This is a genomic window from Anaerolineales bacterium (assembly GCA_003105035.1).
Lineage (GTDB): Bacteria > Chloroflexota > Anaerolineae > Anaerolineales > UBA4823 > FEB-25.
In genome coordinates, this window is the sequence record PQAL01000019.1 from 1 (window position 1) to 15,316 (window position 15,316).

Sequence of the window (15,316 nt, forward strand, 5' to 3'; positions counted from 1 at the left end):
CAGAAAGAATGTTACACCAACTTCTTAATTCTCTTTGTAAAAATATGGATATAAGGTAACATTATATTTAGTTCAAATCTTGAGCATATTTGGAGGAGAACATGCATCCTAGAAATAAACAACCTGGAAATAAATTTATGCTCCTGTATATTATTTCAATCACCGTCATAATATCTAGTTTAATTTTCCCTTTTACAACTAAAAATGCTTATGCTATGGATGTTCCACAATTAATATATCCCGATTACGATGCGATCACTACTACTCTATCAGACCCACCCTTAGGTGTTCCATCGTTTTCATGGGAGACAGTTGCCAGTGCAACGAAATATCGCTTGCAAGTAGATAGTGAAACTGGATTTAATACTCCGATTACCATCAATATCACAACTCCGAATACATCCTTTACACCTTCTTCCGGAAGCCATTTGTTGGCGGATGGTGATTGGTACTGGCGTGTACGGGTTGAAGAACCTGCACCAGTCGGCGAATGGAGTGAGATAAGGAGATTTGTAAAAACCTGGGCAGAAGTTGATAATAAACCTGAATTGATCAGCCCGAATGATGGAGCTACGATCACTTTTTTTGATGCACCTGTTTTTAGTTGGGGGCGAGTGACCGGTGCAGCAAAATATCGTTTTCAAATAGCATCATCCTATAATGGCTTCGGTACTCCAGTCTACACGAAAGATACCCTGTCCACTAATCACCAACCGGCCAATAGGCTTGAGAATGGAACTTACTACTGGCGTGTCGTTCCAATGGACAATGCAGATCATCTTGGTACCACGAGTGGAATTAATACATTCATCTTGGCGTATGGCTACGGAAGTATGATCCCAACATTGCTTGAGCCAGCTAATTGGTCTTACCCAACATTTACTCCCACCTTTAAGTGGACAGCCATAGAAGGAGCTGAACACTATCGGCTCGAGTATACCTCTGATGAAACCTGCGATTTCAACATAGGCACCATCATAAACACCAGACAAACATCATATACTCCAACCGACACATTCCCGAATGACAAAAGGTATTGCTGGCATGTACGTGTTGAATCAGGAGATGCTGTAGGCCAGTGGAGTGAAACCTGGTATGTTCAAAAACAATGGTATTTACAACCCCAATTATTGACTCCTACGAATCTGTACCAGACTGGACTATATCCGTTGTATAGCTGGACTCCGGTTCCTGGGGCTGCGCAATATAGAATTGATATAGACGACGAACCAAGCTTTACTACTCCATTAATCGAGAGTTTTCTTACAGCCAATACAACATATACACCGCAAAAAAAATATATTGGCTCTGAATATTATTACTGGCGAGTTACCCCGATTGATGGTGGGGGCGAGTTAGGCATGACCAGCAGCGTTTTCGAGTTTCAAAGCTCTACCACATCTCTTGCACCGATCCAGGTATATCCTCTTTATTACTATATACCTAATGATCCAGTGTATTATGACGATTATAATTTGAACCCTGTTGAAGATAGGACCGTTGCTTATCCTATATTTATCTGGCATCGTGTCATGAATCCAACCCCGGTTGGAGGAGTTTCTATAAATGCCTATCGCATTCAGGTTGCAAAGACTCCCTACTTCAGTTCTCTAGAGTGGGAATGTGATACTGAAAATACAAGTGCAACCCCTATCTCTAGCGATGATTTTCCTACGGTTATTGATCAAGATTATTATTGGAGGGTATGTCCTCTTGACAGCATGGGTGGAAACTGCCTGACAAATCCTGGCACTGGATTGATCTGGTGGAGTCAAATATGGAGAAGTCGATTTAATAATAACCTTTCACTTGACCCAACAAGCGGTGAAGCACCTGAATTATTGAGACCAGCACACGGCCAGGATTCTGTGGAAGCTACACCCTTGTTAGAGTGGTGGCCACTTGCCGGGGCTAGCCAATACCAAGTGGAGATCAGCAGAACCCCTGATTTTTCTACCTTTGAAATATCTGAAATTGTAAGTATCCCTGCCTATTCACCGACCTATAGCCTGGTCCAGCGCAGCCTCAACCGTACAGATTACGGGACCTTTTATTGGCGAGCGCGTGGTTTTGTTGATGCTGATTGGAGCAACTGGAGTGAGGTCCGAAGATTCCAGATCGCGTCTCAATCCGAGTGGCGATTCGATCGTTCGATAGCTGATCCACCGAACCAATTATTGATCGGGGATGACCCAGTTTCTGATGCGTCTGGAGCTTATGATTTATCAACACTCTATGCTTCGCAATCAAGTACTGACTGGTTCTTTGGATTTAATGCACAAACTACACCTGCAAATTTAACCTATATTATCTATCTCGACCTAAATTCGATAGACGGATCTGGTGGTACTTATCCACCAGAAAGAGATTATAGCATGAGCACAATTGATGCTCATCGACCTGAGTATGTGATATATGTTGATAATACAGCAAGTGGCATGGATGAGGAAAATACCTGGGTTTATGCTTGGAATGGTACGAATTGGAATTTCGGTCAGCGTTTTATCGATATTGGAGCCGAAATTAATTCTGCTGAAGGATACGTCGAGCTGCGGATTCCAAATGGCGCCATTGGTATGAGTCAGGTAACCAGCCGGGCTTCGGTAATGTTGGTAAGTATGGATACGAGTTCAAAGGTGGCTGTTGATTCTGTTCCATCAGATCCACAGATACCTGGAACTGGAGAGCTAAGCAGATTTAGCGCTGTATCAGAACGCATGAACATGATCTATCCGCTTAATATTAATGCTGGTGATCCAAATGCAGATACTTCGATATTAGCATCGCTCCAACCTTTCTATTGGGATTGGCCTACTGGAAGCAATCCATCAAGCCCTTGGGCTGGAAGTAAACTGGAGGTTCATTTGGATCCCGGTTACACCAATTTAGTGGCTGAATTTACGATGACTTCAACTGCACCGTGGTTCGGTGAAAACAATAGCACCATGCTCGATGATCTTGTTGGAGATAATATCTATTATTGGAGGGTACAGCCAAGATATTGGATGCTAGGGGAGACCGCAACATTTGGAGCTTGGGTGAGCGGTTGGAGTTTTCGAAGGTTAGGTTTTACACCTTTGAATCTGCAAACTTCGGTGACGTTTGCTACACCTACCTTTAGCTGGGACATGGCGGAAGGGGCAAGCACCTATCGTCTACAGGTTTCAACAGATCCCAACTTTGGATCAACTGTAATCAACCAGGTTACACCACTTACATCTTTCACTCCGACCAATACTCTTCCACCTGCACTATATTACTGGCGTGTTCATATTATACGTTATGGTAGTGTTATTAACGATTGGTCGGAAGTTCAACAATTTTCGCTTAGCTTACCTGTTCCGACAAAACTAACCCCCGACCAATCAGTCGAACATTATGCGCCAACCTTCTGTTGGGAGCCATTGGTAGGATATGATAGTCAAGAAAATCCAGTATTGACTGCCTGGAAATATCGGCTTGAGGTAAGCCTTGATCCAAATTTCAGCCAGATTTATGATTCGGTTGAGACATTCAATAATTGCTGGACGCCGACAAAAGGATATAAAGATGGAAGTTACTATTGGCATCTTGCCATAATCGATGGAAATGGAAGGAGAGGCCCGTATAATGTCCCTTACGCGACATTTACAAAACAATATCCAATTACCACCCTTTTAAGCCCAATCAGTGAGCCTGTTGATCAGACGCCCACTTTTATCTGGAGTGCTGTGGATGGAGCTGCAACATATGTCTTCGAAGTCTCAAAATTTTCAACTTTTGCTCCAACTTACGATTCAATAGTAACCATTAATACTCAATTTACACCTACGAAAATTTATCAAATGGATGTTATATATTATTGGCGCGTAGCTATTAAGGACCGGGATGGGAATCAAGGTCCGTTTACAGATTCAACGATCATCGTGGGTGATAAGTACCCGATCTTTTTGCCCTATATTCGGAGGTGAAATTCCTTTTTTGCATAATTGTCAAAACTTAAAAAAATATTTCTATAAAAGCATGATGATAATGCCTTATACCAGCGGAAAAATCCGCTGGTTTTTTATTCTTGCCACTCCTTTTCTATTTCTGATATCTGCGAGAGTGACAAATATTTGACTAGGCTTACTCCAGGATTCTGAAACATAATTCTTGCTGGTCGATATTAGCCTGATCGATTTCAGCGCACCCAAAAATGGATCGAAAACCCGGTTGATAGGTATTACTTGAAATTTTGGATGGTTCAATTTAACCGCATTATTTCTTTCTCTTGCCCTAGAACCCTTGTTCTATCTATCATATTAAGGTATGATTCTTACTCCTCAAGGTGACCTCCTATGGACTTCTCCCTCCACGCCCCCTACCAACCCACCGGCGACCAGCCGGAAGCTATCCGTCAACTCATCGACGGGATTAATAAAGGTTATAAGCACCAGGTGCTGCTGGGTGCCACCGGCACAGGCAAGACCTACTCCATGGCACAGGTCATCACCCAGGTGCAGCGACCGGCCCTGGTGATGGCTCACAATAAGACCCTGGCTGCCCAGTTATATGCTGAGTTCAAGGAATTCTTCCCCGACAATGCCGTGGAGTACTTCGTCAGCTACTATGATTATTACCAGCCTGAAGCGTACGTCCCCCGGCATGACCTTTACATCGAGAAGGAGACCGAGCGTAACGAGGAGATTGAGCGCCTGCGCCTGGCTGCCACAACCTCCCTCATGTCGCGCAAGGACGTGATCATCGTCGCGTCTGTCTCCTGCATCTACGGACTGGGCAACCCGGCTGAGTATGGGCGTGTAGTTATCAACATTGATAAGGCCAAGATCTACCGCCGCAATGCCCTCCTGCGTGACCTCATCGAAAGCCAATACGAGCGCAATGACATGGAGCTCAAGCCCGCCACCTTCCGCGTGCGTGGCGATACCCTGGAAGTGATCCCAGCCTACCAGGATCGTTTCGGCTACCGGGTCACCTACTTCGGGGATGAAGTCGAGCGGATCGTCGAGTTCGATGCCGTCACCGGTGAGCTACGCCAGGATCTGGAAAACGTCGCCATCTACCCCGCCAAGCATTACATTGCCGCTGAAGATAAGCTTAAGCAAGCCATTTCCGACATCGAAGAAGAGCTTCAGGAACGAGTGAAGTACTACCGGGAGCACGATAAGATTCTCGAGGCTCAGCGTATCGAACAGCGCACGATATACGACCTGGAGATGCTGCGCGAGATCGGTTCATGCGCCGGCATTGAGAACTACTCGCGCCACCTCGACCAGCGTGCCACAGGTACTCCCCCCTGGACGCTCATCGATTACCTGCCCCACGACTACCTGCTGATCATTGATGAATCGCACATGACTGTCCCGCAGATACGCGGCATGTATAACGGTGACCGTTCCCGCAAGGAGACCCTTGTAGAGTATGGTTTTCGCCTGCCCTCCGCCCTCGATAACCGCCCACTCAAGTTCAAAGAATTCGAGCAGCATATGGGCACGACAATCTATACCTCCGCCACCCCCGGCCCGTATGAGATGGAGCATGCTGAACAGGTCGTTGAGCAGATCATCCGCCCCACAGGTCTGGTGGATCCCGAAGTAGAGGTCCGCCCGATTGAAGGCCAGGTGGATAACCTGATTGTCGAGATCCGCAAGCGCGTGGAAGTGGGCCAGCGTACCCTGGTCACCACCCTCACCAAGCGCATGGCAGAAAAACTGGCCGATTACCTGATGGAGCTGGGTATCAAGGTGCACTACCTGCACTCAGAGGTAGAGACCCTTGAGCGCATCGGCATCCTGCGTGACCTGCGCCTGGGTGTATTCGATGTGGTGGTGGGGATTAACCTGTTGCGTGAAGGCCTCGACCTTCCGGAAGTTTCGCTGGTGGCAATTTTGGACGCCGACAAAGAAGGCTTCCTCCGTTCGGATACTGCCTTGATCCAGACAATCGGCCGGGCTGCCCGCCACGTGGATGGCAAGGTCATCATGTATGCCGATAAAATGACCAATTCGATGCAGACCGCCATCGAAGAAACGAATCGCCGGCGAGCGAAACAGGTTGCCTACAACAAGGAGCACGGCATCGAGCCGGTAAGTATTGTAAAGGCAGTACGTGATCTGACGGATCAGCTGGGTGGTAAAGCGCAGGCCACAGCGCGCGGCGAGCGTCCTATCGAGCCTGCCAGGATGCCCAGAGGCGAGCTCAAGCGTCTGATCGAAGCATTAGAGGTGCAGATGAAGCAGGCTGCCAAGGAATTGGAGTTCGAAAAAGCCGCCATGTTACGCGACGAGATCTACGAGCTACGCGGTGTGCTGGCCGAGGAAACCAAGGCTCCGCCATGGGAGAAGGTCCGCTACCTGGCTGGCGAGAAAGACTAAATTGCTGTTTACCTGTCTGACTTATCCTTAAATCGGTAGCGCTTTTTAGCCTACGAGAATGCCTGGTTCATAGTAATTACCCACCGCCTCTGACGTAACTTGCTTTCTCTTCCCGTTTCTTCATATTTCCTTCACAATTTTGGATTAAACTATTGATTATCAAAGTTCTTTGGTAGGTAAATGTATTTCTTAGGTTGTGAGAATGGCATTTTTCGTCGAACCGGCCATGATTGTGATGAATTTGGTCTGCCTCGGAATTACCATTGTTAAAAGGAGAAGATAATGAAAAAGTTCTTGCTTATTGGTTTGATCGTCGGTCTCGCGCTGGTCTTGGTGGGTGGCGTAGGTGTGGTTTATGCCCGCGTCCAGCAAGCCAACAATCCTGCAACTGTGACAGTTACTACAGGGCAGCAACGTAATCAGCAAGTCCCATTCGGTATCATGCGGAACGGGCGACAGGTCGATCCAGGCATCTTTGTTGGCCCTGGTGGCATGATGGGTGAATTTAACTACCGTACCGGCCCAAACGGAAAATCACAGGGAAATGGATATGGTTATGGTCCCGGTGGTATGATGGGCGGCTACGGGCGGGGCGGGATGATGGACGGCTACGGGCGTGGTGGCATGATGGGTGGCCTGCGCGGAGAAGGTGTCATGCATGATTACATGATCTCAGCCTTCGCCAGTGCGGTAGGGTTGACAGTGGACGAAGTCAACACGCGCCTCACCAATGGTGAAACCCCCAGGGAAATTGCCCTTGCCCAGGGAAAGACTGCTGCTGACCTGCCTGCCCTGTGGCAGCAGGTACGCCAGGATGCTCTCAAAGCTACAGTAGCAGCGGGGGTCATCACCCAGGCGCAGGCTGATGTGATGCTCGAACACATGAACAATTTTTCTGGAAATGACTTCGGCCCGGGTAATGGTTTCGGTGATTGCCCGATGTGGGATGATGACGAAGCCCAGCCTTAATCATAAAATTTCTTTAGAAGGATGAAGAGACGCGGCTTTTGGCCGCGTCTCTCTTTTTTTACCCCCCAAGTCCACCCAGCTGCCGGTCAATCAGCCAGGCATCCTTCTTGGTCAGCAGATGGATGTCTGATTTGATCGACATCTGCAACTGGTCCACCCATTCAATCGAGGTGTGGAACAGTTCCTGGAGCATGTCTGGGCGATCGTCTGCCGCGATCCGGTTGATGGATAGCTTACCGCAGTCAGTGCATTGGTGCACAAGCAACAGCTCACCATCCAGCACCCTGGCGTACTTGTTGTGGCTCCATTTGATGCTCAGACCAACGGGGTACATGACCGCTTTACATGCCGACAGGCGATCACCTGCCTCCATCCAGTCCATGTGCCGTGAGCACAGGCAGTTAGGGCAGTGGTTGCGGTTTTGTACGCCCGATATTTCTTCGAGTGTAGGAACATATGCCTGGCAAACGCGGCATTTGAAGCCGAAAAAGCTGTGACCCGCATGGCTGGTACGCCATTCCCAATGCGAGTGTTTATTCTCTCTGGGCATAAAGTACTTCCTTCTTTAACACCATCAGGCTCTGGTATCGGCGCGGGTGGATTTCCCCTGCCGTTACCGCCATACGTATGGCGCAGCCTGGTTCTTCGTCATGCTGGCAATCCAGTCCGAACTTGCACTTTCCCACCAGCGATCGCATCTCTGGGAAAAGGAGTGCCAGGTCATAGCCCTGCGTCTCCCATAAACCAAACTCCCGCGTCCCGGGGGTGTCCACGATCGCGCCGCTCCCTTCCAGGGGGAACATTTCCAGGTTGGTGGTGGTGTGGCGGCCTTTCCCGGTTGCCTGGTTCACTTCCTTCACGCGCAGGCCCAATCCGGGCTGCAGGGCATTCAACAGGGCGGTCTTACCCACACCAGATTTACCCACCAGCACCGTTTTATGTCCATTGAGCGCCTTCTGCAGATCATCGATGCCCTCGCCGCTAAAGGTGCTGGTCAAGACCACCGAATATCCGATCTTACGGTACTCATCGAGTGCCTCCTGGAATGCCACGTCCTGCCCTGTTACAAGGTCCATCTTGGTGATACACACGAACGCAGGGACGTTGGCTTCTTCAGCGGCGGTCAGGTAGCGGTCTAGCAAGTTCCATTTCGGATCGGGTTGGGCTGCAGCAATGACTGGCATCACCTGGTCCACGTTGGTCACGATGATGTGCTCGAAGGGGTGTGCCCCATGGTGAAGTGGTTTGGGCACCGCACTCCGGCGAGTCAGCTTATTACGCCTGGGCAGCAGCTCTACGATCAAGCCTTTACCGCCTTCAGCCATGATGTAGCGCACCTCGTCACCCACCGCCAACGGGTCCATATGGTCCAGCTCGATCACTTTTTGCACCCGATGGTGCAGGCTGGCTGGGTCGGCGGTTGGATAGACCAGCTGTTTGCGGATCCGGTTTGATAATTCACAGGTCACAGCTGACCCATTTGCATGGACCACGTAGTTACCAATTATTTTTTTGTAGACCACGCCGGTAAAAGCGGGTCTGCCATCATACATATTTGTTACATCAGAATGCATTGTCTTCAATCCTAACAAAATAAAACCAGCCACTTTGTTTCCCGTGGCTGGTGGAATATTCTATCAAGCTCAGCCAAGAGGGAATTCACACAGATTTTAGTCTTGCTGGAATTCACCCTTTGGCGATTAAAACAAAAACCACGGGGCATGAGCGCTCCCGTGGCAGGCAAGTCAGTCAAGCTACAACAAGTCTTACCCTGTCACCTGGATGCGCGTCCATGCATTGTCTAAGACATTTACCGATTTTAAATACGACATGAAAACGCGCTCCTTTCGTAAGGTTAGATTAATGCCAAATGAGTTTATCACCGCAATTTATCCCTGTCAAGGGACATTTCTACTTTGCATTGACAGGGAAATTTCCATTTTGGGTAACCAGCTGTAAAAAATCACTGCATCACTTCGGGCAGGCACTGGTTTTGAAGTTCGGAGCTCGATTTCTGTAAAGCAATCATAAAAAAATCCTCAGATTATTTTCTTGCCTGAGGCTCAAGCGAAAGTTAGATTTTCCCCTTCATCGGAAAACTTTTATAAAATTTTAGTTCCGCTCAGCCCAAGCTGACCTGCTCGAGCAGGTGACTGAACTGCTCGGAGCTGGCAACCCCACCCCCTTGAGCCAGGCGACTATCGCCACCTCCTCGTCCATTGAGCTCAGCCAGCTGTACGGAGAGCAGTTGCCGCGCATCTCTCCCGGTTGCTTCTCCACAGATGACGATGAGCGAGACCTTCTGACCATCATAAGAAGCCAGATAGGCAACCACATCTGCCATCTTCTTTAGCGCCTCACCCAAGAGTCTCAGCTCGCCCACCGGGCGCCCAGAGAAAGCAGCCCTTACCAGTTTGATACCGCTGATCACATCTGCAGATTCTGCGAGATCCGTGGCTTCATAGTGGATACCAGCCTGGCGCAGAGCCTGGTTTTCCTTCTGGAGCGCGTTGAGCTGTTCAGCCTGGCGGGTGAATGCTTCGGGAATTTCCTGCCATGCGGTGCTCATACGGCTCGCCAATCCACTGAAAGCCTCATACATTTGACTGGCTAACTCCAGTGCCTGAAGACCAGCGACGAAGTAGATGCGTAACCTGTCATTTTGACGCTCGGCCTTGACCACCTTGATCAGGCCGATACTGCCCGTGCGCAAAACGTGCGTGCCTCCACAGGGCGAGTAGTCATAGCCGTCGATCTCCACGATGCGAATATTTTCGGTAACCTTGGGTGGCCTGCGTAAGGGGATCGAGGGCAGGTCTGCAGGGGAAATAAAATAGGTCTTCACCACCCGATCCTCATAGATCACCTGGTTGGCAACCAGCTCCGCCTGGTCTAAATCAGGCTTGTTCAGCTGGGTGGCCATGATATCCAGCGTGGAGGGTGTGTAGCCATTGATGTTGGCAGAAACGGTCTCAAAGCCGGTCTGGCGCAGGAGACACTGCGTGAGCAGGTGCTGGGCAGTGTGATGCTGCATATGGCGCAGGCGCCGCTCACGATCGATTTGTGCATGGACATAACCCAGCCCTGGCTCACCTTCCACGACATGCACTGTGCAGTGGCGTGTTTCATGCTTATACACATCCAGTACCCTGGCGGACCCAATCATCCCGGTGTCATGCTCCTGCCCACCGCCGGTTGGGTAGAAATAGGTGCGGTCGAGCAGTACTTCCTGGTGGCCATCCGCCAGGGTGAGGCACTCCACCACCTCGGCATCGAATTCAAGCGTGCTTACATCTTGCTGGTAGAGAAGCTGAGAATCCATGCGGCGATTATAACGTATCCATTTATTCAGAACACGGATCTTCGAAAATCAACGGTAGATCAAATATCCCTGGCTATTGTCAAAACGAATAAATTCGGGGACAATTACAGTTGGGGAAAAGGATCATTACATATAAGAATGGTGGAAAAAATGAGAAATCAGCTGAACCATGTCATCTTTGGCCTGATCAACCAACCTCAAATATGGGTTAAGCACAGAGGTGAGAATATAACCACGGTGGTCAATTACCTCATTATGGGTGCAATTAATCAACCCCAAATATGGATCGAACATACAGGAGAAGCAATGGACACTAATATTACCCCATCTAATGAAAAAGAAGATCAGAAAGTGAATGTGCGCGTCCAGGGTGGCTCTTCCGGGGCGGTGTATGGATTAGGCATCATCGGGGCAGCCATCTATTACATCAATAAAGGCCTCAACCCACAGGAAAAAGCCCTGGGGTTTCTGAAAGCCCTGGTCTGGCCGGTGTTCCTGGTGAAACAAGCATTGGAATTCCTTGAAAGAGAGTAAGCAGGCGGGTTAGTACCTGAAATTCTCGACAGCGAATTACAACTATAAAAGCTAAAGGATGGGGGAGAATACCTGGCATCTGCCTGGATAATGATTGGTTTCATTATCCGGGTAAAAATTTATAATGTCGAAATATTTATTGGGGAAAGATTACCACCGATTAACCAACTTATCGACTAAACGTCAAAATATAGGCTCATTTCATACGGATGTGGCCGGTTGCGCACCTGGTAATACTCCTGGTTGCGCTTGAAGTCCACCCACTGGCTGAGCAGCAGCTCGCTAAACACATCCCCGGCGAGCAGGAACTGGTGGTCATTCTCAAGGGCGACCAGGGCAGCATTGAGCGAATCGGGCAGGCTCATGATATGCGAGCGCTGGTCGTCACTCCAGGCGAATATATTGGCATCGATGGGACCAAAACCGGCCTCTGTCGGGTCAATTTTACGTGCAATTCCATCCAGCCCGGCCAGCAATTGGGCTGAGAGGGCCAGGTAAACGTTACAGGTGGCATCGGGCGGGCGGAATTCCATGCGGGCCGCTTCCGGTTGGGTGGCATACTTGGGGATGCGCACCGCCGCGCTGCGGTTCCCCAGCGAGAAAAAGGCATTCACTGGGGCCTCATATCCTGGCACCAATCGGCTATACGAATTGGTGCTGGGGTTGGTGAGGGCCAGCAATGCTGCACCGTGACTAAGCAACCCACCAATGTAGTACAAAGCGGTCTGGCTCATGCAGCCGTAACCATTTGGGTCGTAGAATACGTTCTTGCCATCCTTGAACAGGTGCTGGTGGAAGTGCATCCCTGAGCCAGCCTCGCCATACAATGGTTTGGGCATAAAGGTGACGGTCTTGCCATGGGCATGGGCAGTCATCTTGGTGACATATTTAATAATCATGGTGGCATCGGCAGCCTGCAGCATGCCCATCATCGGGGTTTCAATCTCTGACTGGCCCGGCCCACCCACCTCGTGGTGGTGATATTTCACCGGGATGTTCATATCCTGGAGATGGAGGGTCATTTCAGTACGCAGGTTGAAGAATTGGTCCTTGGGGGGGATGGCATGGTAACCGCCATGTACTGGGATGTAATGCCCATGCCCACTCTGCACGCTGGACCAATCGGCTTCCTGGCATTCGACCCGATAACTGGCCCGGTTAACCCCATATTCATAGGAGACGCTGTCAAAGATATAGAACTCAAATTCCGGCCCCCAGCGGCTTTCGTCAGCGATGCCTGTGGACTGAAGATATTGCTCAGCCCGAATGGCAATATTACGCGGGTCATTGGTGAATACATCATGCGTGTCAGCTTCCAGGGTGGTGCAGATGAAGCTGAGCGTGGCTGCATCCCAGAATGGATCGCGCATGCCGGTAGAAAGCTCAGGCACCAGCACCATGTCTCCTGCTTTGACACTTTTCAAACCCACAGCAGAGCCATCGAAACCAATGCCGTTCTCGAGCAGCTGCGGTGAAAACTGGCTGGTGGGGACGGTCAGGTGGTGCCACCTACCCCACAGATCTGTGAACTTGAGGTCCACCATCTGGATGTTGTGTTCATCCAAGAATCGTCTGGCCTGTTCATATGTCTGAAACATTGAAGGTTCTCCTCAAATCACAGGAATTTAAGCTTGCATGTTTTTATCGAGCATCTGATGCCAGCGTTAACCGGATTAACTAGGAGCTTTTGCGCCACACTCAGGGCAAAATTTCGTGCCTGGGGCCAGTTTTGCTCCGCATCCTGAACACTTGAGCTCAATTTCCACTTTTGCGCCACACTCCGGGCAAAACTTAGCGTTGGCGGCCAGCTTGGCACCGCACTGTGCACACTTGATATCAGCCAGGACTTCCGCACCACACTCTGGGCAGAATTTGGTCTTCCCAGGGAGCGGCTTCCCGCAGCTCGGGCAGGTAGCGCGCACCCCCTCCCTCCAGGCTTCTTCCTTCATCATGGCCAGGTCTTCTTCAGCCACCTTAGAGTGAGCCCAAATCTCCTCGGTAGTACGGGAGGCCTGGGCAGCTGCCATCTCAACACCCAGGTCGGGGGCGCATTGCTTGCACAAGCCGCGCTTCTCATTCCAGCAGGTCTTCTTGCATACCCAGCTGGTGCAGCGCGGGCATTGGATAAAATCGGGTTTGATCTCTTCCACCGCCTTGAGAAAGGCTTCGTCGTGGGCTTTTTCCCAGGAGGCTGAGCGCATATTCTCACCCGCATTGGAGAGACTGTTGAGGAAACCCCCAAAGATATTACTGGCAGTCGACAATGCCGAGGCTGCCGTTCCTAATACCGATGGCTGGAAGCGGGTGCGATAGCCCGTACCGCAGCGATCGCACTTGAATTCATACTGAAACCCCTGGTTGGTGCTCAAGTCTTCATAATTCCGCGTGAATTCGATTCTCTCACTCATAAAATAACTCCATTTGCTAAAGTGGAATGTTAACCATGATCATTTTACAACGGGTTTCTTTGATCCGGGTTTTACTGATTTTTCAGCCATCCGCATCGGTGAATCATTAAACCTTTCCAGCCAGCTTTCAGGCGCCAGCAGCTGGCGGAACCCGGCATATTTCTTGTAGAGTTCGTGCGCATCACGGGTATTGAGCAGGATACGGCGTAAACCCGCCACATCTGGATGCTTCATCATGCAATCCACCAGCCAGGATCCCAATCCTTTTCCACGATGGGCAGGCAGGATGAACATGTCGCAGATCCAGCCCACTGTGGCTCCATCGGTGACTAAACGGGCAAAACCGATCTGTTCATCACCCTGATACACCCCAAAGCACAAAGAATTCTCAATGGATTTCTTCACCACGCTCATCGGCCGGCCAATTGCCCAATGGGCAGTAGTGTAGAGAAAATGATGAATCATCGCAATATTGAGTTTGGATTTATCGGTATCGATCGTGTATTGGTCTTTTTGCCACTCCATAAGTTCCTCGGTGATGTTCAGGTTGGATTTGTTCGAAGTATACTTGATATTTCAAGCCTTTGGAAATCCACAGCTTGCAATCATAACCCTTGGGGCGGCTTCACCGGGGTATAAGGCATCTCGAAAAAGCCGCGCACATCCCGGTAAAAGCCACCGCCGACCAGCTGCGTGGACTGCAATCCCCGGACTGTCTCTGAAGAGGCTGAAGGTGAGCTTTCACCCATCTCCACCGGCTCAGCCCGGATGACGACATCATCATGCCCAGGCAGGTTTGGGTCATAGACCTGCAGGGTGATCGCCCCGGCAGGATCCTCCTGATAAGCATAAGCCAGCACCTGATGGTTTTTGAAAATCACCTCGGAAAGCTGCTTGATGGATGTAGCCTGCTCATAGATCAGGGCCAGGATGACCGGATTCCCATTGGATAGCTTCTGCCGCAGGATGCTAAATTCGTCGAAAGTCCGGCGGTAGGTGCCAAGCAGGGTGTCACTGGGCAGGCTGGTCCACTGCGCAACCTTAATGGCTTGCTGACCCAACCCACCCAGAGAATCCATCTGGCGATGATACAGGTAGCGCTGCAGGCGTGTGCCCTGGTGAGGTGCCTCAGCCCGCGATGGAACGAGCCGCCCTGATAAGGCAAAATCATAGGCTGCAGCGCACATCCCCCCACACAGACCATAGGTGGGTGGCACTTTGGGGGACAAGAAATCCGGGGTGGAGTAAGGTAAGAAATACCCATTGAAACAGTTAGGAAACTTAAAGCCTCCCTTGGAGGGCACGAAATTCACCGGAGGGTGGACAGGTAAGATGAATTTCGTGCGAAATAGCCCCAACGAGGCCGTATGCACCTGATCAATGCTGTTGATTGTATAATTAAACTGAAGGTAGGGGAGATAGATATCTCCGAGGTCTGGGAATTGATAGCCTGGATTACTGCCTTCATCAGGATTATCATCTTCAGATCCGCCGGGGAGGTGAATGGTATGATAGTCAAGGTAACGCAAGGGTTCATATGTCAGTGTGAAGCAGCCATACACATCTGAGATCCCCTGCACCATGGTAAGGTCATCATCCTGTTTCCCAACCGCATCCTTATCGAATATTCGAACGATCACGCCAGAGATAGGATCACCATTGGCATAATAGACAGTTCCAGAGAATTTAACGATCATAGGATCACTCCATCTACTAGAATTATAGCA

At 49.9% G+C, this 15,316-nt stretch carries 11 protein-coding genes; 4 read left to right on the forward strand and 7 right to left on the reverse strand.

Annotated features, from left to right (window positions below):
- Positions 1-101: 101 nt before the first annotated feature.
- The 3 genes from C3F13_08600 to C3F13_08610 all read left to right on the forward strand — a co-directional run bounded on the left by C3F13_08600 (position 102) and on the right by C3F13_08610 (position 7,325).
- Positions 102-3,950 carry a hypothetical protein gene (locus C3F13_08600; GenBank protein ID PWB53467.1) on the forward strand — a complete coding sequence of 1,283 codons (3,849 nt, stop codon included), beginning with the start codon at positions 102-104 and terminating at the stop codon, positions 3,948-3,950.
- A 369-nt stretch (positions 3,951-4,319) separates the two neighbouring features.
- Positions 4,320-6,356: an excinuclease ABC subunit B gene (locus C3F13_08605; GenBank protein ID PWB53468.1), complete on the forward strand. Its 2,037-nt coding sequence runs from the start codon at positions 4,320-4,322 to the stop codon at positions 6,354-6,356.
- Positions 6,357-6,638: 282 nt separating this feature from the next.
- Complete coding sequence (locus C3F13_08610) at positions 6,639-7,325, forward strand: hypothetical protein (GenBank protein PWB53469.1); 687 nt, start codon at positions 6,639-6,641, stop codon at positions 7,323-7,325.
- 58 nt (positions 7,326-7,383) lie between these two features.
- Here the strand turns inward: C3F13_08610 and C3F13_08615 are convergent, their stop codons facing one another.
- The 3 genes from C3F13_08615 to C3F13_08625 all read right to left on the reverse strand — a co-directional run bounded on the left by C3F13_08615 (position 7,384) and on the right by C3F13_08625 (position 10,647).
- Positions 7,384-7,875, reverse strand: a complete 492-nt coding sequence (locus C3F13_08615) for a hypothetical protein (GenBank protein PWB53470.1) — start codon at positions 7,873-7,875, stop codon at positions 7,384-7,386.
- Positions 7,859-8,899, reverse strand: a complete 1,041-nt coding sequence (gene rsgA / locus C3F13_08620) for a ribosome small subunit-dependent GTPase A (protein ID PWB53471.1) — start codon at positions 8,897-8,899, stop codon at positions 7,859-7,861. Before rsgA ends, C3F13_08615 begins: the two co-directional genes overlap by 17 nt.
- 548 nt (positions 8,900-9,447) lie before the next feature.
- Positions 9,448-10,647, reverse strand: a complete 1,200-nt coding sequence (locus C3F13_08625; GenBank protein ID PWB53472.1) for a hypothetical protein — start codon at positions 10,645-10,647, stop codon at positions 9,448-9,450.
- Positions 10,648-10,998: 351 nt separating this feature from the next.
- Here C3F13_08625 and C3F13_08630 point away from each other — a divergent pair, with 351 nt between their 5' ends.
- On the forward strand, positions 10,999-11,181 hold the full coding sequence (locus C3F13_08630) for a hypothetical protein (GenBank protein ID PWB53617.1): 183 nt from the start codon (positions 10,999-11,001) through the stop codon (positions 11,179-11,181).
- Positions 11,182-11,357: 176 nt separating this feature from the next.
- Here the strand turns inward: C3F13_08630 and glnA are convergent, their stop codons facing one another.
- The 4 genes from glnA to C3F13_08650 all read right to left on the reverse strand — a co-directional run bounded on the left by glnA (position 11,358) and on the right by C3F13_08650 (position 15,286).
- A complete protein-coding gene (glnA, locus tag C3F13_08635; protein ID PWB53473.1) occupies positions 11,358-12,779 on the reverse strand; it encodes a type I glutamate--ammonia ligase in 1,422 nt (473 codons plus the stop codon).
- Positions 12,780-12,854: 75 nt separating this feature from the next.
- On the reverse strand, positions 12,855-13,589 hold the full coding sequence (locus tag C3F13_08640) for a zinc ribbon domain-containing protein (protein PWB53474.1): 735 nt from the start codon (positions 13,587-13,589) through the stop codon (positions 12,855-12,857).
- A gap of 39 nt (positions 13,590-13,628) precedes the next feature.
- Positions 13,629-14,114 (reverse strand): GNAT family N-acetyltransferase, encoded by a 486-nt coding sequence (locus C3F13_08645; protein ID PWB53475.1) that lies wholly within the window; start codon positions 14,112-14,114, stop codon positions 13,629-13,631.
- 80 nt (positions 14,115-14,194) lie between these two features.
- Positions 14,195-15,286 carry a hypothetical protein gene (locus C3F13_08650; protein PWB53476.1) on the reverse strand — a complete coding sequence of 364 codons (1,092 nt, stop codon included), beginning with the start codon at positions 15,284-15,286 and terminating at the stop codon, positions 14,195-14,197.
- Between the last annotated feature and the right edge of the window lie 30 nt (positions 15,287-15,316).

Bases quoted from the DNA above. Each gene is read 5' to 3' on its own strand.
- C3F13_08600 (PWB53467.1), top strand. From the start codon at position 102: ATGCATCCTAGAAATAAACAACCTGGAAATAAATTTATGCTCCTGTAT.
- C3F13_08605 (PWB53468.1), top strand. From the start codon at position 4,320: ATGGACTTCTCCCTCCACGCCCCCTACCAACCCACCGGCGACCAGCCG.
- C3F13_08610 (PWB53469.1), top strand. From the start codon at position 6,639: ATGAAAAAGTTCTTGCTTATTGGTTTGATCGTCGGTCTCGCGCTGGTC.
- C3F13_08615 (PWB53470.1), bottom strand. From the start codon at position 7,875: ATGCCCAGAGAGAATAAACACTCGCATTGGGAATGGCGTACCAGCCAT.
- rsgA (PWB53471.1), bottom strand. From the start codon at position 8,899: ATGCATTCTGATGTAACAAATATGTATGATGGCAGACCCGCTTTTACC.
- C3F13_08625 (PWB53472.1), bottom strand. From the start codon at position 10,647: ATGGATTCTCAGCTTCTCTACCAGCAAGATGTAAGCACGCTTGAATTC.
- glnA (PWB53473.1), bottom strand. From the start codon at position 12,779: ATGTTTCAGACATATGAACAGGCCAGACGATTCTTGGATGAACACAAC.
- C3F13_08640 (PWB53474.1), bottom strand. From the start codon at position 13,589: ATGAGTGAGAGAATCGAATTCACGCGGAATTATGAAGACTTGAGCACC.
- C3F13_08645 (PWB53475.1), bottom strand. From the start codon at position 14,114: ATGGAGTGGCAAAAAGACCAATACACGATCGATACCGATAAATCCAAA.
- C3F13_08650 (PWB53476.1), bottom strand. From the start codon at position 15,286: ATGATCGTTAAATTCTCTGGAACTGTCTATTATGCCAATGGTGATCCT.